The organism is Sinorhizobium terangae (genome assembly GCF_009601505.1).
Lineage (GTDB): Bacteria > Pseudomonadota > Alphaproteobacteria > Rhizobiales > Rhizobiaceae > Sinorhizobium > Sinorhizobium terangae.
Genome location: NZ_WITC01000117.1, coordinates 39,991 through 57,558, shown reverse-complemented (window position 1 = coordinate 57,558; position 17,568 = coordinate 39,991). Strand labels below are relative to the sequence as shown.

Genomic DNA, 17,568 nt, shown 5'->3' with positions numbered 1-17,568 from the left:
TCCGCCTCGCTCGGCGCGCCGGATCCGAAGACCGGCAAGCGCAAGGCGCTCTACGAGCCCGTGCACGGCTCGGCACCGGACATTGCCGGCAAGGGCATTGCCAACCCGATCGCCATGATCGCCTCCTTCGCCATGTGCCTGCGCTATTCCTTCAACCTCGTGAAGGAAGCCGACAACCTCGAAAAGGCGATCGCCAACGTGCTCGACAAGGGCATCCGCACCGGCGACATCATGGCGGAAGGCTGCAGCCAGGTCGGCACCACCGAGATGGGCAACGCGATCCTCGCCGAGTTCAACGCGCTTTCGGCCCGAGCCGGCACATCGACGCCTGACCTTCTTCTCTCGGCATCTGCCGATGAGGTTCGACGAAAACACGTCCGGAGCCTGTCCGGACATCGGCAAACCGTTGAAAATCCCAAGTCATGGTCACGACGGCGGCTGAGGAGGCACCGTCGGCTTGCTTGGGCAGCTCAGGCTCGACGCGGTCTAGGAGAACGGCTCCTCGACAATGAAGCCGAGCGCGGCGCCCGAGCCTGGACATCGCCGGCCGAGATCGCGCCTGCTCCTGATGCGACGCGTGCCGAGGCCCCTTCTCCGAGGGTACGAACCGCGGCGATTGAGGGTGCTCGGCGCAATCATTCCAGATCTCGATGATGTCGTCGAACGGGGGAGCCTGCCGACACCGGCAAGTCCGATCCTGCCACTGCATCTGCGACCAGCTCTGCTGGCCGGAGTAGCCATCGACGAGATCATGGTCCATACATGCCGATCGATGACGTCTTCGCAATTGCAGTTAATTTGAGAATCCTGCCGCTCGGATTCTCAGCTTTAAATGCCAAGCCCAACTGAAACAGCCGCATTCTCACGTTTATCTGCCAAGCGACACCATGCGGGTGACCGAAAACGAAGACGTTTTTGAGGTGAGAATTGTCTGCGGTTTCAGGTGAGGCGTCAGCTCGGCGAAAATCCGATGTTTGACGGCTTCAATCTCGGTTGCAGTCTCCACTATCAGATCGTTAGCACCGAGATCTGTCAGGTTCGCGGTGGTGGCGACCCTAGCAATGGCGGCCGTCTTATCGGCAGGTTCGGCATCTCCGCGCGCGATCATTTCATCGATCTGCACTGCAACGCGATCAACGGCATGCGCAAGCGCATCCACGTCGATATCCATCAAGGTGACATCGAACCCAGCTAAGGCAAACGCGCACGCTATGCCGCTGCCCATATGCCCTGCTCCCACCACTCCAAAGTCTGTCATCTTCCCCTCGTCGAACTGTAACTGCCACCTGCCTCAACGCCTGGTGCCGCATTACATTGCGGCTTTGAGGCGACTCTCATGTCGAACACCCTGATCACTGCCGCGCCTTCAAGGCTCGGAAGATCACCTGCTAGCCATTCCATTGGCTGATCATAACGCCATCTTGGTAGCAGCTCCTCGGGAACGTCTCATCGGCCGAAACCCGTCTATACCGTTGAGCGTGTGAATGGGCTTCCAAGGGATGAATGTAAAGTGAGGCGCAACCGCATGACAGTCATCGGAACGGTGCGCGATACCTCGGGGGACAGAAAGGAGGTCTTGCGGCCGCAATGTCAATCCCCATGACACTTCAACTCGGCGGCAATGAACCCAGACTAGATCCAAATCGAAAGTCGAATTAGTAGTATAATAATATCATTTAGACTAACCAAGCCATGGCAACAAAGTAAAGGATGGACAAAATCTGTCGTTTGAGGATTGCAATCCTCCCAGCCCATGCCAATACTTATGCGTGTATAACGGCGCGCGGGGATTTCCATCTGGGCGCGCCATTCCATGCCAGCTTCTCCTAAAATCTGCCCTACCCGTCCATCAGCTCCTTGCAAGCAATGACCGAGGTTAGAATGCCGTCTCACCGTCGTGAACGTCTCCCTTTTGCTCTGCACTTTTTGGCGCTGGGCTACGGTGCGTCACTCTGGATTTTCGCGAGCCACGGGCTAGCTGCAGCAAACCCCGCCTGTTCGGCGCGAGATGACCTGAGTGCGGATACGACAATCAGTTGGACAGAGATTCGCGCTGGGTGCGATGGCGAACGGACCGCCTTCCGAAACCAGAATCCGGTCGGCTCGTCGTGGTTCGCGAATGCGGGCAATGGCTTTACCGGCGTACCTTATTTGCTCCAGCGCGTGTTACCCGATCTCGCGCCAGAAATTTGGGGCCGAAATGATGAGAATTTCGGGCGTTTCGGCTTCTTTGTTGATCCGGATGACAAATCGCGGCCGCTGCCGCTCGGCCTCGGCATCGCTTCTACCGCGGGCCGCCCCCTCGATGCTAGCGGCAATCCGTTGGGAGAGATCGATTTCGCCAAGCCCGGGCTCGATGTCGTGACGCTTGCCTGCGGCGCCTGCCACATTGGACAGGTACAGACGCCGGATGGACCGGCGCTCGTCGACGGTGCGCCGAACACGAAGATGGACGTGCGCAAGTGGCGGGATGCCTACTCGCGAACGGTGGCAGCCTACTTCTCCACGCCTGAAAAGATCAAAGCGTCGGCCGAGCGCATCGCAGCTATCATCGATGCCAAACCGAACGGGTATTTCTATCCTCCGGCTTATTTCGGCAAATCCGGATTCCTGAATTTCACGCCGAATGTCGAAGTCGCTCAACGAGCCGCTTTAAAAAAGAACCTTCCCGGCATTTTGGCGACGTTCGCCTGTGGTACCGTTCAGCGCGAAGCCGGGATCGAGCTTCAAAAACAGACCAGCTACGGCAACTGGAATGGACCTGGCTTTTCCGGCTTCAGCACCGGACAGCAGGATGGCAGCGGCGATCTCATTTTCCAGTTGTTGGTCGCCAAGGCAATGCCCCCCGGCGAATGCCAGCCGAACGCAGCGGGGGGCCTCAACCGGAACTTCGATGCCACGGCATTCAAGAGTAGTTCGCATCCAGAAATCCCACCATTTGCCACCATTACCGACATTCCGAGCGTGTGGAACCAACAGGAACGCTCGCTAGCCCAGTGGGACGGCAGCGTGAAGATGGCGTTCTGGCGCAACATCGCTGCGCAGCTCCCGATCGTCGGCGACCCTTCCAAGATCGACCTCGTCAATACCGGCGTTGTCGCCAATTTCCTCGACGGCCTGCCGCCGGCCCCCTACCCGTTCGATGTCGACATGCCGAGCGCCTTGCGCGGCGAAGCGCTGTTTAAAGACAATTGCGCCGTGTGCCACAAGCCGCACAACGACACAATCTACCAGTTCCGCGATATAGGCACGGACATGAACCGCGCGGCCGTCCTCAATGACGCGGCGTTCCAGCTTTTCGCCGCCGGCTTCCAGGCAAGCTGCCACAACCAGGATTTCCTCTATCGCACCCCGACGGGCGAGGAAGTCCGTCCCTGCCGGATGGCGGGCGAGGACGTGATCACCGCCCGCACGACGCCGGCGGTCCAGGGCTATGTCGCCGAGGTGCTCGACGGGGTGTGGGCACGCGCGCCTTACCTGCACAATGGTTCCGTTCCGACGTTATACCACCTCCTGGTGCCGACGAGCCGCCCGGCGCAATTCTTGCGCGGCGCGATCCAATACGACACTGCGAAGGTCGGATATGTCTGGGATCCGGCCGTTGCCGGGCTCGTTGCCGACACCTCGCCGACGCTGACCGTCTACGACACGCAAAAGGACGGTCATGCCGCCACGGGCCACGACCGCAACCTCGTGGTCGATGGCAAGCTCCGTCGCCTCGACTGGAGTGGCCAGCAATATGCCGATGCCCTCAAGGACCTCATCGAATATCTGAAAACCCGCTAGCGGGGGCCCGCATTCACCCCACTCATAGCTTGGAGCACTGGCGCAATGACCGAACCAGCCTCGCCCGACGCCGATGCCGGGATCACCGAAATCGACGAGTTGCAGCGGCTGCTGATGCGCAGCACCGGCCCCGGTTTGCGTGGCCAGCATTACAAGCAGCATGGCTGCGTCGTTGCGACCTTTGAGGTGCTAGCGAACCTTCCTGAGCGCCTTAAGGTCGGACTGTTCGCCGAGCCGAAAACCTACACGGCCTATATCCGCTTTTCCAACGGCGCGCAGCTCGACGACACCAAGCCTGATATTCACGGCATGGCGATCAAGCTGACCGGGGTCGCCGGCCGAAAGATTCTGGAAGGCGAGGAAGACGAAGCAACCCACGACTTCGTGCTGGCGGACAAACCGGTGTTCTTCATCAGAAACACCAGCGACTATGTCCGGTTCATGGCTGATTTCGCGCAGTCGGCGCCTCGCGGTGAACCGCCGCTCGCCTTCATCGCATGGCTGAAGGAAAACCGGCCCGAAGACCTGCCCGTGCTTCTCGGCTTTCGCCAGCAGGTGCAGGACAGCCCGCTTGCTGCACGCTACTGGAGCCAGGTGCCCTATGCTTACGGACTGGGCAACGAACGGGCCTGTCGCTATTCCGTGGTTCCCTCCAAGGACAACCTCGTTTCGCCCATTCCCCCCGAGGCCCGCGGTTCCGGCTATCTGCGCGAAGCGATGACCGACCACCTCACCCGGGCGACGCGACCGGCGGTCTTCGACTTCTGCGTCCAGCTCAACAACGACACAAGTGCAACCACCATCGACAACCCGACCGTCGAATGGACGACACCGGTCGAGGCGGTCGCCCGCATCACCATACCACCGCAGACCTTCACCTCGGCGGCGCAACTCGCCTTCGGGGAAAACCTCTCCTTCACACCGTGGCACGCGTTGCCTGAACACCGGCCGCTTGGCGAGATCAACGAGGTCCGCCGGCGGGTCTATCTCAGCAGCTCCGGCCTCCGGCACGAGACCAACCAGGTCATTCGCCGCGAGCCGACCGACAACGAACACTGGAGCTTCAACATGCGCCTTTCACCCGAGGAACTGACCGCCGGCATAAATGACGACTTCAAGGCAGTGCTTGCCAAGCTGCAGGCGACGTTCAATTTCATGGCCGCCAGTCTCCAGCACGGGCGTGCGACGCACACCTACGGCGTCGTGGCAAAAGGCGAGGCGCGCTGCATCACGCCGGCCGGCTTTCCTGAAACCGACGTCTTCGTGCCTGGCCGCCTCTTCCCGATCATCCTGCGCCATTCCTCCCCTGGCGGTCGTGCCGACGACCGCGCCCGCGATGGGGTCGCCGCCTCGATCAAGTTTTTCGAGCCGGGCGCCAGCACCGATGGCGACGGCTTCTATGACATTCTGATGAATGCCGGCCGACAGCTTTTCGTGCGCAGCATCCGCGACTTCTCGACCTTCGTCCACACGCCGGACGCAGAAAGGGCAAAGCTCGTCGAGTCCGGCCTGATGCTCGATGATCAATTGCGAGAGGCATATCGGATCCGCGGCTCGTTCACGGATTCGCGATATCACACCTGGGTCTGTTTCGAATTCATCGACAAAACTGGTGTCAGCCGCTACGTCCGCTTCCGCCTGATCAACGCCGACCGCGGCCCCGATCGCGGTCTGCCGCGCCCCGAATTCAAGGCTAACGGCCATCCGTCCATGGACGCTGTGTCTGACGACGACCGGGCTCCCGACTTCCTGCGCAAGGATTTCATTCATCGGGTCAAGCACAGTGACGTCCGCTACATCCTGCAGGCGCAGCTGCGTGACGCACCGCCCCCGCCGATCGGCAATCACGAGCTGTTCGACCCGTCCCAGCCGTGGAACGAATACTGGTTCCCCTGGGTGGACATGTTCGAAATCCGCTTGAACGAGGTCATCGACGACCAGGCGGCCGTTAGTCGGCTGGAGATGAATCCGAACCGGAGCCCGGGATGTATTCGCATTCCTCTGGCGACCAGTCCCGATGATTACGCATCGCTCGGTCACGCCCGCGCGATCGTCTATCCGGGCGCGCGAGCGGCGCGGGCCGCCGTGCCATCGCCTCAAAATAATTAGAGCACCGTCGCGCTGGAACGGACGTTTTTCAAGGTTTGGGGGTAAAGACGCATGAAACGCAAGTCGCGATTTTGGCCTGTCCTGCTTGGGCTCGCCGTGCTGGTCGCAGCCGGTCTCTATTATGTGGTCCGGATGTTCAGCGTCGATCTTCCCAACTATCCGAAGGTGGACAAGGTCACCTGGCTCGAACAGAACTGGTCACCGGCACAACGCGAGTGGATGCACCATGCCGATCAGGGCACGGTGACCTTCTCGATGCCTTACGAATGGCTGGCGGCGTTGGAGCAGCCCACCTTCACGCTGACGGCCGGGCCGCCCTTCCTGTCCAGCGATTATCTCGACCGCTTCGGTTTCATCACGACGGATTCTTCCGGCCTTCCAATCGGCTTCGCGCATGGCGGCGACCTGGTCGATCCCAAAACCGCCCAGCCGTGGCTCAACCCGGCAACCGGCAAGCCGCTCACCACCGTCGGGCTGACCTGTGCCGCATGCCACACCGGCCGCTTCACCTACAAGGGCACCGCCGTGATCATCGATGGCGGGCCGGCACTAACCGATCTCGGGAAATTCCGCAAGGCGTCGGGACTGGCCTTGTTCTTCACTCGCTACGCGCCTTTCCGCTTCGACCGCTTCGCCACGGCAGTGCTCGGGCCGCAGGCGGACGAAGCTGCCAAGGCCGCGCTCAAGAAGCAGCTCGACAAGGTGCTGGCGGGTGGCAGGATCGAAGTCGATCTCGACAAGAAGGTAGCTGAAAAGAGCATCGAAGAGGGGTTCGGCCGGTTGGATGCACTCAACCGGATCGGCAACCAGGTCTTCTCGCTCGATCTCGAGCGGCCGGAGAACTACGCCGCCCAGTCCGCGCCGGTCGCCTTCCCGCATATCTGGGACACGTCCTGGTTCGACTGGGTCCAGTATAATGCCTCGATCATGCAGCCGATGGTGCGCAATGCCGGCGAAGCGTTGGGGGTCCGTGCCTTCATCAACCTCACCAAGTCGGAGCAGCCGCTCTTTGCCTCGACGGTGAAGGTCGATACCATTTTCGAGATCGAGCAGCAGTTGGCCGGCAAGCAACCGACTGCGGAGACCGGCTTTACCGGCCTGCGTCCCCCGCGCTGGCCTTCCGACCTGTTCGGTCCGATCAATACGGAGCTCACAACCAAGGGCGCCGCGCTCTACGCAGACCGGTGCCAGAGCTGCCATTTGCCACCGGTCGGCAGTGCGGGCTTTTGGGACCAGAAGCACTGGACGGATGAGAATTCGGCCGGCGAGCGCTATCTTCGCGTGCCCATCATCAAGGTCGAGAAAATCGGCACTGATCCGGCCCAGGCCAAAGGCATGGCGGAGCGCAAAGTCAAGCTTCCCCCCGAGCTCGGCATCGACACCGACTCCTTCGGCGGCGCGCTCGGCGAGGTCGTCGCCAAGACGTCCGCTCGCTGGTACGACAGCCAGACGCCGCCGGTGCCGGCCGAGCGACGGGAGATCATGAACGGCAATCGCCAGAACGACATCCAGGCGCCGCTCGCCTACAAGGCCCGGCCGCTCGACGGCATCTGGGCGACGCCGCCCTTCCTGCACAACGGCTCGGTGCCGACCATCGATGCCCTGCTTTCCCCGGTAAGCGAACGGCCGAAGACGTTCTGGCTCGGCAATCGCGAATACGACCCGGAAAAGCTTGGCTACCGAACGGAAGAATTGAAGGGTGGCTTCAAGTTCGACACCTCGAAGCCGGGCAACAGCAATGCCGGTCACGAATTCAGCGATACTCCCGGCCCAGGCGTCATAGGCCCGGCGCTGAAGCCGGATGAGAAGGCGGCGCTCATCGCATACCTGAAGACATTGTAGACAGCCGGCGGGAGCCGCGCGCGAACACGTCAGGGCCGCCCGCAGGGATGAATGCGGCGGCGCTCAACTGAGGGAACAGTGATGGCCGACGGCTCTAAACCGACCTTCGAAATCGGCATTGCGATGTCGGGCGCGATTTCGGCGGGAGCCTATTCGGCCGGCGTCTTCGACTTTCTGATCCAGGCACTCGACGCATGGGAAAAGGCGAAGGCGGAAGGTGCCCCCGACTTGCCCGATTACGACGTTCGCCTTAAGGCGCTCTCCGGGGCCTCTGCTGGCGCGATCACCGCCGCCATTGGCGTGATCGCCGCCGGCGGCCGCGAGGCTCCCGCGACATTCCCAAGTCCCGCCCCCGGCAGCCAGGACATCCGCTTCACTCTCGGCCGTCTTTACCGCTCCTGGGTGACCCGCCCGACGCTGGTTTCCCCCGACGGCTCACCCGACCTCCTGTCGCTCGAAGACCTGGCGGGCGGGCGGCCGGTCATCTCGGTTCTCAACGCCAACGTTTTGACGGCGATTGGGGCTGAGGCGTTGGAGGCGACGGGTACCCTCAGCCCACGCCCCTATGTCGCCAGTTCGCTCCTCTTCCAAGCTCTATTGACGAAGCATCCTTCATCAGTGGGTTGGCATTGAAGTTGGGGGGACACTTGCTGTGTCCGAAACGGCACGCCGGTCGATAGTGCTGTTCGTCATGTGCAATAAACCGCGCCCACTGAGCCTGGCAGTTCCGGCAGCGCGGTTTTCAATTCTCGCAACTGGCAGGTCATCGCCCTTCATCACAAGGGCGACAAAGATAGAGGGCTCCAGCGGGCGCGGGTGGATGACAAGGGCAGTCGTGAAATCCGCCGCCTAAAAAGTGCGGCGGTCGCGCTGCTTGCGCGATCCGTTTCACAATTGGCGCAGTTGAAGGGATACGAACTGCCGACCCGTGATTATTGCCCCACCACGGCCACTCATTCGATCTTTGGGATGAATTCAAGATGCTGTTGAGTTTGTGCTTGCATAATCAGCAAGCGTCTCTATATTTGCTAGCATGAACAGCAAGCAGAGAAAGACCCTCGCGGCCGTATTCAAGGACCCGGTCTCGGGAACCATTGAATCGGCCGCTATAGAGAGCCTGCTTGTGGCTGCCGGAGCGGACGTCATTGAGGGGAACGCTTCCCGCGTTAAGTTTGAGAAAGACGGCATCATTGCGAGCTTCCATCGACCTCATCCGGACAAGGAAGCAAAGCGTTATCAGGTGCGCGATGCTCGCGAGTTCCTGATGCAGATTGGAGTAACGCCATGAACACCATGACCTACAACGGGTATCACGCTCGCATAGAATTCGACGCTGAGGACGAAGTGTTTTTCGGCAAGATTGCAGGTATCTCCGATGTAATCGGCTTTCACGGTGACAGGTCGCTGAACTCAAGAAAGCCTTCCATGAGGCAGTCGATAACTACCTCGAGACCTGCAGGAAAATCGGCAAAGAGCCTCAGCGACCCTATTCTGGGAAGATGATGTTTCGTGTCGCTCCCGAAGTCCATCGCCGAGCAGCTCTTGCTGCTGAGCTTTCGGGAAAGAGCCTCAACCAGTGGGCAGAAGAGGTGCTGGAAGAAGCCGCCGACCATTTTGCCGAGGCGCGCCTGTCGGCGTAGTGCCGTTGCGGCCATCGTCGTTCCCTTCACCGTACCGCCCATCGGCGTGTCCGATGAATTGGCGTTCCATTCGATACATTATGCGATCCTAAATTCCCCAAATCGGAAACAAACACAGCACAAATCGTACGAGGTCTTTACTACAGACGCAGCGATCAAACCACTGCTCTTCAGAGCCAATTACCTTCTGTTGACATCAGATTGGGCAGGTCGACAAAGTGAACCGCTTGCGCTGCCTTTGCCTCAGACCAAAGCCGGCCAAAAGTCCATCTCGCACCTGGGATGTTAAATGAACTGTCGGAAACAAGTGTCGCGGCTATCCGACTTACGCGCAGCGACACGCCGTTCAGTGAATAAAGATCCCCCTGCAGCCAACCTGGGCGTGACTTGGGGAAGTTCTTGAACTCTATGTTGTAGGTCGGTTGGAAATAGCTAATGAGTGAGGCCTCCATAGCCTCATACGCGCTCACGATCCCGCCTTTGACTATGCTCTCCACAACCGCTGACGATGACATGGTGGTGAGCCCCCTCAAGACATATCCCGGGTCGTAGGCAAGGATGAAGAGATCCCGATTGCGATAGTGCTGTTGCAAATCGCCTTGGATCTCATTCACCCGTTCGTGGGCCCTTGCCCGATCGAACACACTGACATCACCGTTCGGCCCGCACGCAATTCCGATGTATTCGACCTTGAAGTCCGTCAAATTGGCATCGCTAGCTCTAAACTTGATGAAGTGAAAGAGATCTGGCGATAGCCTAAGCCCGACCTCACTGCCATCGCCGTGTATAAATCGAAGTCCCGTTAAATCCCCTCCTGCCGCTGAAGCAGCCGGAAGCACGTTAACGAGATTTGCGACGTCTAACCCATGGGGCAAGTCATACGGCGAACTCCCGTCTAGTACGAGGAGGGCCGGAACCACAGTGCATTCAGGGCGGGTTTCGAACTTAATCTGAGTCTGAACGGTCCTAGTAACGGGATCCCAAACTGCACGGCCGTCGAACACAGCTGAAGTCCGCGAAACTAGTATATAGAGGTGAAAGTCTCTCGTCAGGTGCCTTACCTGGACCCGATTGCCTCGACGATCTAAGTAAAGATCGAGCGGGCGCCCATCCAGCTTCGCGCGACGAAGTCGTTCTGGACCGTTAGGAGCCAAGATCATGGGATAACCGGAAAAGTACTCAAGCGTCTGATCAAACATGCTTTTCTCCATTCCGGCAAATGTATAGAATTTGGAGGCTACAGATCAGTTAATGCGATTGCGCGGACGACTCAATTGGCCGCGAGACTGCCCATAGCTGTCGACAATTTGGCACGTGTGATTGCCCTCGCCCGCTGCCAATCCTCTAGAAGTACAGTAGCCTTTGACGTAATGCTGTGGTGCATTCCACAGAATCGCTTCAGTATCGCCGCGGCGCAGAGGGAACGGTGAATGGACGGGCTGAAAGAATACACTCTGTTGGAGTTCCTCCGAGAGCAGGGCACCAACTTTCGCACCGCACTCCCGATCGTTCACAGCTCGGAATCGAAAAATCTCATCCGGATGTTGACCGAGGAGAAGGTAGCCGTCACCGAGTGCGACACGTTTTGCGGCGAAAACCTGGCTTATTTCTTCCATGGACGACCAGCATATCGTCGCTACCATGCGCGCCCGAAACAGTGGCAACTGCCGTTCGTGCTTGTACTGAAGTCCACCTGCCTCCTTACCATGAAGCGGGTCTTCCCTTTCGATTCTGGTGCGTTCTTTTCAGGGCGCCTTCCCGATTACCTTAGCGAGTTTGACCCTGCGGGCTACGAACTCTCGGAGAACGACAATCCGATCGACCTCTTGATCGACATTTTTTTCGGAAGCGACCGGGACTATTTTTTTGGAAACACCAAACCCACGCAGGAAGTCGTTCATCGAAAACGCCTGAATATCCGCCACTCGGAAATAATGGCTTTATGCTCGATGTATAATGGGGAACAGCTAGAGACTGACGATCGTACTCTAACCATCGAGCTGCAGTCGGACCGAGATGTCTCGATCAAGGATCAGCTTCTCGGCGTGGTGATGCCGAGACCTTATTTCGACGACAAGGTCCTTAAGGCGCTTCTCAAATCGCGGAAAGTCATCGCGAAATCTACTATCTCCTCGCCCGCTATCGCACGGAGCGGACGGTAACAGCCCTGCTGCCTCGCACCACCGTCAGTCGGCGCAAGCGGCTGCCGGAGAAGGTCGAGGAAATCATCAGCACGACACTGCGCGAGCACTGGCTGAAGCTCGAGGCGCCCCCACTCGCCCCCGTCGTTGCCGAGATCCGCGCCCGCTGTGAGGAAGCCGGTCTTGCCCTTCCGTCCTATGTCACGGTTGCCCGGCGCATACCGGCGTTCTTTTCGGCTGAAGAGATTGCGAAGAAGCGCTCCGCCAATCCGAAGCACTTGCTGCGGCTCAAGCCGCGACCCGGCTATATCCATGCGCCGCACCCGCTCGACGTTTGTCAAATTGACCATACCCCGACCGACATCAATTTCATGGAGGTTGTCGACATGCGGGTGTTTTCGTCGGCCGTCCGTACGCGTATTGAAAGCGTCTGCGGCAGGCATGTCCGCGCGGCAGGCTGCCGCCCGGTTTGGGGTTGGGATTTCGACGGCAATACGCTGGATCGCAAGGGCCAGCGATGGTGAACCGACATCAGGGCCGCAAGGTTGGCGAAGGTCCTCGAGCTTGGATGCACACGAGGCGTTCGTTGTCGATATGATCGACGATCGAAAGCACGTGACGCTCGACGAAATGGTCGAGCGTCTGTGCGTTGAGCGGCGGGTCGGCATGAGCCGGAGCGCGCTCGGTGCTTGGCTGCGACGCCGCGGGTGGACGTTTAAAAAAGTCCGCACATGCATTGGAGCAGGTTCGACTCGATGTCCTGAAGCGCCGGCGAGCCTGGTTTGATGGCCAGCTCGATCTCGATGCAGAAAAGCTGATCTTTATAGACGAGACCGGACTGTCGACAAAAATGGCGCGCCTACGCGGACGCGCAATTCGAGGCGAGCGTTGTCGAGCAGGCGTGCCGCACGGCCATTGGAAAACAACGACGTTCACCGGTGCGCTGCGCCTCACGGGCATGACCGCCCCTTTCGTCTACGACGGAGCAATGAACGGCAATGTCTTCCTGGCATATGTCGAGCAGGTGTTGCTGCCAACCCTTCAGACCGGGGACGTCGTGGTGATGGATAATCTGCCTGCACACAAAACAGCCGGTGTGCGCGATGCCATCGAGCGCGCAGGCGCCAAACTCATGTTCCTGCCGCCCTACAGTCCTGACTTCAATCCCATTGAGAACGCATTCTCGAAATTGAGAGCCATGTTGCGGGCTCGGGCAGAGCGAAAGATCGACGCTTTGTGGGATGCGGTGGGCGCCTTGATGCCCCGCTTCACGGCCGCAGAATGCGCCAACTACTTCAAGGCAGCAGGATATGACCCAGATTAAACAGGATCTGCTCTAGATGGGTCGCCGGATGCAGCGAACGGCGCCAGCATTTGGCGCTCGGATCACACCTGCGGCCCTATGCAGCCACGCTAACAGCAACACACGGCTGCGCAACGCGACCGGCCCCGGCGATCGCCTGTTGCTCAATCCCGCTCTCAGACGCGCAATTCTCAACCGAGAACTCTGGCGTCAGCCGGTGCCAAAGCCGGTCACAGCATTTTGTCCGCGTCCGATTGACGACAATCTGTGTTCAGATCCAGACATCCTAAGGGTTAGGATCAAGCCGGCCAGGGTCGACTCCTCCGATTTGGGGTCGCTGCTCACAATCCTTTTGGTGGCATGCCAATTGCATATCCATAGCCATGATACGTGTTCCGAATGGCCCGTCGCGTGCAAGGAGTTCAATGACATCTCATCCGAGAGCAATACAGGCTGCGAACCCCGTGGGACGCCCCAGCTCTATTGGATCTCGCTGCGATCAGACAGGATCGCCATCCCGCAGACCGCTTTCAGGCTGTCAGCCAGGGCTGCCATAAGGGTTTCTCGTAAAACAAACATTCAGGAGAACTTATGACTCGACCACATGAACATCGGCTGCTTCGCCGGCTCTCCCAATGGCACATAACACCAGGTCCTCTTGAAATCCGTGATGCAAAAAAAGGAAAACGAAAAATGCCTACCTCAGAAAAAGACGCTGTGGCGCGCTCAAGGCTCCTGAAATTGCGCTCTCACTGGCCACGAACGATACTTGCTGCCACGGCGTTGGCCATTGTAATGACCGCTCCAGCTCCAGCCGTCACCCTAGACGCTGACAAGGACTACTCCGACCAAAGCTTATTGGTTGTTAAAGGCTGGGTAAGTTGTATACTTGCGGCATTGTGCATTGGCGAGCCAGAGGTCCTCGACTAGCTAAGCCCGGATAATTCATGGGCTTGGCGGATTTAGTGCAAGCCGTTGAAAGACGTAGGATTTTGTTTTTTGCTTATGCCGATCCTAATCATTTCCGGAGACCACACCCGCCATGAACGGTCCTACGCTGCGCTGAGCGGTTTGTCATCTGTCGAAGGCAAGTCCGTCGTCGACCGTTTCGACGGCGGCATGCTGTCGTCCAACAGTGGCGTTCTGGCTCTGGCCGAGGTGGAGAATCGGTGCGGGTGGCGGAGCGTCTGGCACGCTGCATCGATGATCCGCGTTGCCCGGACCAGGTCGTCCACAGCCTGGCCGATATGATCGGCTTCCGCATGAAGATGATTGCCGCCGGTTATGAGGACGGCAATGATGCCAACCGGCTGCGCTCCGATCCGATCTTCAAGATGGCCCAGGATGCACCCCCTTCGGGTCGGGATCTGGCGTCGCAATCGACAATGTGCCGACAAGCGCATCCGTAACCGGCTCGCCCTCCGCCAAGGTACGCTTTGCCAGGCCTGTATCGAAGATATCGACTTCGCCGCCGCCCGCGGTCTCGACCGGCGCAACACCATGGCGCTAGCCCAGGGGCAGTGGCTCACCGCCCATGAGGGCCTGATCATCACCGGCCACACTGGCACCGGAAAGTCATGGCTGGCATGTGCCTTCGGCAGGCAAGCGGCCAGGCCCGGTCACTCCGTGCTCTACGTGCGCGTGCCGCGCATGTTCCAGGATCTCGCGCTTGCCCGCCGCGATGGCTCTTTCCCTCGCCTCATCGACAAGCTCACCCGCGTCCAGCTCCTCATCCTCGATGACTTTGGAACACATGCGCTCTCCGATCAGCAGCGCTTCCACCTCTTCGAAATCGTCGAGGAGCGTTATCAGAGAAAATCCACGCTGCTCACAGCCCAGGTCCCCATGGCGAGCTGGCACGACCTTATTGCCGACAGCACGGTCGCCGACGCCATACTCGATCGTATCGTGCACAATGCTGACCGCATCACCCTCCCTCCGCGGCGAGAGCATGCGAAAGCAAAAAAGCGCTCCCCTCTTGACGGCTGCAGAAAACGGCGAAATCAATCAGCCCTGATGGTAACCAGGCCGCCGAGGACCAACCTCGTCAAACTGTCCGGACTTTAGTGAAACGGCTGTCCGGGATTTAGCGGAACCAATGTCCGGCTTTTGCGAAGCGCGCACGTCGCCACCGCCTAACTGGATGCACGGTTGCTTCACTCTCCGATTTTCGAATTTTCACACGTCCACTGCTGGACCCCCGCATCCGGTTCCGGTCGATACATTATGCGATCCTTTTAGCACATAACGAGAACATTCAACGAGGCGCTGCACATGATAGCGATTCCGGTTGTCGCGCTTCCGCAACTGTAGATTTGCGATCTCACCGGCGTCCAGTAGCGTCACGGTCAGCCTCCTGGGATCCGAACCTTTCCCTTAATCGGACTTGTATTGTCGTCGCAATACTGTTCAAAGGCGGCGGTGAAAGCGCTGATCTGGCCATCCGTCTCTTCAAGCCGCTCAATTTGAAAGCTTCCATGGACTTCGTTGCAGCCTCGAGATCCAACGGAAATCGACACCCCAGGTTGGCCCGGACCCGAAAAGGGATAACGCCCAGCCCCGTCATACAAAACTTCAGCAAGCCGGTCTTGGTCTGGCGCATCGAAGATTAGCTCCCAATCCTCACCCTGATATCGGAATGTCAGCTCGACCGTGCCTGGCTCTGGCACTGCCATCGTGAGTTCACCTGTGAAGCGGATCGTCTTGCCCTCCGTGATGTACTCCCCTCGCTCCGCTTCAACCACGACGCTGCCCGCTACCGTCCGCTCGCGCGGACGAGCGAGTGGGCGCGTCTGACAGCACAGGACGCCTTGCTCTGCCGTTCCCACACGTTCATCAATCAAGCCCTTTGGCGACGAAAACACGAGGAAGGACCGATCCCAATCGCCAGCCGGCGTGGCGAGAGTGATGACCGGCTTCGTTGCCGGATCCAGATCTGTTGCTCTCATGGCAGCAATAAATTGCGAAAGGCTTAGTGATCTGCTGCCTTCCGCTGTGGCGTCAAGGAGAAGGGTGATGCGGCGCGCAAGTGGAGCGATGTGGTCCGGGCTGCTTCCGGTGGGATCTGCAACCGTGCGTGCGACAGACCCGGGAGTAGTCGAAAATAACACTGGGCTTTCCTGGTGAAACTCGTTCATGAAGCGCAAGACTGAAGCCACTTGCTTGAGACTCTCGATAGCCGACCCTGTCAGCACTGGCCGGTCAAAATTAGCCTCTTGCCCTTCATAGCAGGCATCCAATATCGCCAGGTAGCGACCCTCCACCGTGTTCAGCCGCTCCGCTAGATTACCGGCGGTGAGTGCCGAATGGGCGAGGCGTTCGATTTCTTTGTCCGCCAGATTGCCATCATAGAGAAAATCGCCCGGGACCAGGAACTGACTCCATGCCACGCCTTCCGAAATCCCGTGGCCTGCGAAATAGAAGACGAAAAGCGGATTAGCAGGTGCGTCCAGCGCCATCCTGGCGAGAACATCGTCGATGGCGCCGTGAATGTCACGGACGGAGATGAACCTCCCAGCCGCCGAGGTAAGTTGGACGCCATATCGAGCACCACCGGACAGAAGCCTTTTTGCCACAAAGCGCGCGCTCTTGTTCGCACCGTATATACGCGGAAAGCCGTTGGTGAACGGCGTGTCTGGTTCAGCGTAGTGGGATGAGCCGATGGCCACGAAATAGAGCGCAAATTGCTCCTCATCGGCTTGGGTTGGCGCAGGGTTAAGTATGGCCATTACCAAGGACACAAAGCGGAGCGTGTGAGAGACTCGAAGCCTCATGGCTGTGGCTCGCGGGCTTCGAGCGATTGCCTCAGCGATTTCATCAGGTGGTCGGCGCGTTGCTTAAGACGATCGGTGTTGCTGCGCCCCCGCTTGAAATCCTCGATTTCAGTGCGAAATGCGATCATGGTTCGTTCGACTTCGGTGTCCTCAACCAAGATCATGTCGCCCCAATAGGCCGCTAAGAACGCATTGATATCGGACTGCGCCGGCTGCCCGCCGGGCGCAGCCGCAATCGAGCCGGCGAGTTTTGCGACGTCACTGTAGGTATCCAGTCGCTTGAGCCAGAGAGCGGATGCATGCTCGTAAATGGCTTTGCGCTCCTCGCCAATATTGAACTGCCACACCCCGACCAATATCCCGGCCACCGTAAGCAGCGGCCCGACTATCTTGAACCCAAGATCCCAATACCATTTTTGGCGATCATCCATCGTCAGTCTTCCGATAGGTAGAACTCTCGGTCTACCGTCGGATCCACTTTCGAATCTGCAAGCTTCCTCAGGATCATCTGCTGCTGTTGACCTGCCATGGCGAACAGAAGCAAGTAGCTGTCAGGACCGATCGTAATCTCAATATCGAGCGGGTTCTGCTGCTTCAGAGACCATTCTTCCGACCGCTTCTGCCACATCGAATCGATGCAGGTCCGAATGGTGACAGTGCCGTCCGACTTAAAGGAATATACCTCGCCGGAGGCGCACGCTGGATCGGACGACATCCAGCTGGTAATTCCCGCGGAGAGCCATTCGCGCACGTCGCCGCCCGTTAGCGTTGATTGCGCATCCTCTATCGGCCCGGCATTCGCCGCGCTTGCGATAGCCACGATGCTAGCCCCGACAAAAACTCGCATGATCATCGACTCCCCAATCACGTACCCCAGAACCAGATGTGCGTCTTGGTCAGTTCACCGGTGAGACATACGCAGGCTGGCCTTCACACCGGCACAGGCATCCGTGTTGCATCATTAACGCCCGAGT

12 protein-coding genes and 5 pseudogenes are annotated in these 17,568 nt (G+C 59.0%); 12 read left to right on the top strand and 5 right to left on the bottom strand.

From position 1 onward, the window contains the following. Window positions 1-309 (top strand): annotated as a pseudogene (locus tag GHK62_RS26840) (isocitrate/isopropylmalate family dehydrogenase); the annotation flags it as partial. A gap of 559 nt (window positions 310-868) precedes the next feature. On the opposite strand, the gene GHK62_RS26835 reads toward GHK62_RS26840, so the two are convergent. After that, a complete protein-coding gene (locus GHK62_RS26835; protein WP_153442032.1) occupies window positions 869-1,258 on the bottom strand; it encodes a 3-hydroxyacyl-CoA dehydrogenase NAD-binding domain-containing protein in 390 nt (129 codons plus the stop codon). A gap of 893 nt (window positions 1,259-2,151) precedes the next feature. On the opposite strand from GHK62_RS26835, the gene GHK62_RS26825 reads away from it, so the two are divergent. From GHK62_RS26825 to GHK62_RS26795, 6 genes and pseudogenes are all read left to right on the top strand, one after another. Next, window positions 2,152-3,786 (top strand): cytochrome c, encoded by a 1,635-nt coding sequence (locus GHK62_RS26825; protein ID WP_234887077.1) that lies wholly within the window; start codon window positions 2,152-2,154, stop codon window positions 3,784-3,786. A 45-nt stretch (window positions 3,787-3,831) separates the two neighbouring features. Next, window positions 3,832-5,895 carry a catalase family protein gene (locus GHK62_RS26820; protein WP_234887076.1) on the top strand — a complete coding sequence of 688 codons (2,064 nt, stop codon included), beginning with the start codon at window positions 3,832-3,834 and terminating at the stop codon, window positions 5,893-5,895. Window positions 5,896-5,946: 51 nt separating this feature from the next. Continuing rightward, entirely contained in the window at window positions 5,947-7,737 is a 1,791-nt protein-coding gene (locus tag GHK62_RS26810) for a di-heme-cytochrome C peroxidase (RefSeq protein WP_153442030.1), read from the top strand. 81 nt (window positions 7,738-7,818) lie between these two features. Beyond that, window positions 7,819-8,370 carry a hypothetical protein gene (locus GHK62_RS26805; RefSeq protein WP_234887075.1) on the top strand — a complete coding sequence of 184 codons (552 nt, stop codon included), beginning with the start codon at window positions 7,819-7,821 and terminating at the stop codon, window positions 8,368-8,370. A 400-nt stretch (window positions 8,371-8,770) separates the two neighbouring features. Continuing rightward, window positions 8,771-9,025, top strand: a complete 255-nt coding sequence (locus GHK62_RS26800; RefSeq protein WP_153442029.1) for a type II toxin-antitoxin system HicA family toxin — start codon at window positions 8,771-8,773, stop codon at window positions 9,023-9,025. Then, a pseudogene (locus GHK62_RS26795) lies at window positions 9,022-9,377 on the top strand (type II toxin-antitoxin system HicB family antitoxin). The gene GHK62_RS26800 and the pseudogene GHK62_RS26795 overlap by 4 nt, the downstream one beginning before the upstream one ends. A gap of 170 nt (window positions 9,378-9,547) precedes the next feature. Here the strand turns inward: GHK62_RS26795 and GHK62_RS26790 are convergent. Further along, window positions 9,548-10,081: a hypothetical protein gene (locus GHK62_RS26790; protein WP_153442028.1), complete on the bottom strand. Its 534-nt coding sequence runs from the start codon at window positions 10,079-10,081 to the stop codon at window positions 9,548-9,550. Window positions 10,082-10,807: 726 nt separating this feature from the next. Here GHK62_RS26790 and GHK62_RS26785 point away from each other — a divergent pair. The 5 genes and pseudogenes from GHK62_RS26785 to istB form a co-directional block, all read left to right on the top strand. Continuing rightward, complete coding sequence (locus GHK62_RS26785) at window positions 10,808-11,539, top strand: hypothetical protein (RefSeq protein WP_153442027.1); 732 nt, start codon at window positions 10,808-10,810, stop codon at window positions 11,537-11,539. Then, window positions 11,491-11,933: pseudogene (locus tag GHK62_RS26780) on the top strand (DNA-binding domain-containing protein); the annotation flags it as partial. The gene GHK62_RS26785 and the pseudogene GHK62_RS26780, both read left to right, overlap by 49 nt. Before the next feature lie 26 nt (window positions 11,934-11,959). Continuing rightward, window positions 11,960-12,842 (top strand): IS630 family transposase gene (locus tag GHK62_RS26775; RefSeq protein ID WP_153442026.1). Its coding sequence is split into 2 segments (ribosomal slippage): window positions 11,960-12,237 and window positions 12,236-12,842, totalling 885 coding nucleotides; the frame shifts between segments, so codons are not numbered across the junction. A gap of 984 nt (window positions 12,843-13,826) precedes the next feature. Continuing rightward, window positions 13,827-14,215: pseudogene (locus GHK62_RS26770) on the top strand (transposase); the annotation flags it as partial. After that, window positions 14,211-14,838 (top strand): annotated as a pseudogene (gene istB / locus GHK62_RS26765) (IS21-like element helper ATPase IstB); the annotation flags it as partial. The pseudogenes GHK62_RS26770 and istB, both read left to right, overlap by 5 nt. 331 nt (window positions 14,839-15,169) lie before the next feature. Here istB and GHK62_RS26760 read toward each other — a convergent pair. Genes GHK62_RS26760 through GHK62_RS26750 form a run of 3 tightly spaced genes read right to left on the bottom strand, consistent with a single transcriptional unit; the run spans window position 15,170 to window position 17,441 of the window. After that, window positions 15,170-16,594 carry a caspase family protein gene (locus tag GHK62_RS26760; RefSeq protein WP_153442025.1) on the bottom strand — a complete coding sequence of 475 codons (1,425 nt, stop codon included), beginning with the start codon at window positions 16,592-16,594 and terminating at the stop codon, window positions 15,170-15,172. Continuing rightward, window positions 16,591-17,025, bottom strand: coding sequence for a hypothetical protein (locus GHK62_RS26755; protein ID WP_153442024.1), 435 nt, complete (start codon window positions 17,023-17,025; stop codon window positions 16,591-16,593). Before GHK62_RS26755 ends, GHK62_RS26760 begins: the two co-directional genes overlap by 4 nt. 2 nt (window positions 17,026-17,027) lie before the next feature. Further along, window positions 17,028-17,441 (bottom strand): hypothetical protein, encoded by a 414-nt coding sequence (locus GHK62_RS26750; RefSeq protein WP_153442023.1) that lies wholly within the window; start codon window positions 17,439-17,441, stop codon window positions 17,028-17,030. Window positions 17,442-17,568: the final 127 nt, after the last annotated feature.

Bases quoted from the DNA above. Each gene is read 5' to 3' on its own strand.
- GHK62_RS26835 (WP_153442032.1), bottom strand. From the start codon at position 1,258: ATGACAGACTTTGGAGTGGTGGGAGCAGGGCATATGGGCAGCGGCATA.
- GHK62_RS26820 (WP_234887076.1), top strand. From the start codon at position 3,832: ATGACCGAACCAGCCTCGCCCGACGCCGATGCCGGGATCACCGAAATC.
- GHK62_RS26810 (WP_153442030.1), top strand. From the start codon at position 5,947: ATGAAACGCAAGTCGCGATTTTGGCCTGTCCTGCTTGGGCTCGCCGTG.
- GHK62_RS26805 (WP_234887075.1), top strand. From the start codon at position 7,819: ATGGCCGACGGCTCTAAACCGACCTTCGAAATCGGCATTGCGATGTCG.
- GHK62_RS26800 (WP_153442029.1), top strand. From the start codon at position 8,771: ATGAACAGCAAGCAGAGAAAGACCCTCGCGGCCGTATTCAAGGACCCG.
- GHK62_RS26785 (WP_153442027.1), top strand. From the start codon at position 10,808: ATGGACGGGCTGAAAGAATACACTCTGTTGGAGTTCCTCCGAGAGCAG.
- GHK62_RS26760 (WP_153442025.1), bottom strand. From the start codon at position 16,594: ATGAGGCTTCGAGTCTCTCACACGCTCCGCTTTGTGTCCTTGGTAATG.
- GHK62_RS26755 (WP_153442024.1), bottom strand. From the start codon at position 17,025: ATGGATGATCGCCAAAAATGGTATTGGGATCTTGGGTTCAAGATAGTC.
- GHK62_RS26750 (WP_153442023.1), bottom strand. From the start codon at position 17,441: ATGCGAGTTTTTGTCGGGGCTAGCATCGTGGCTATCGCAAGCGCGGCG.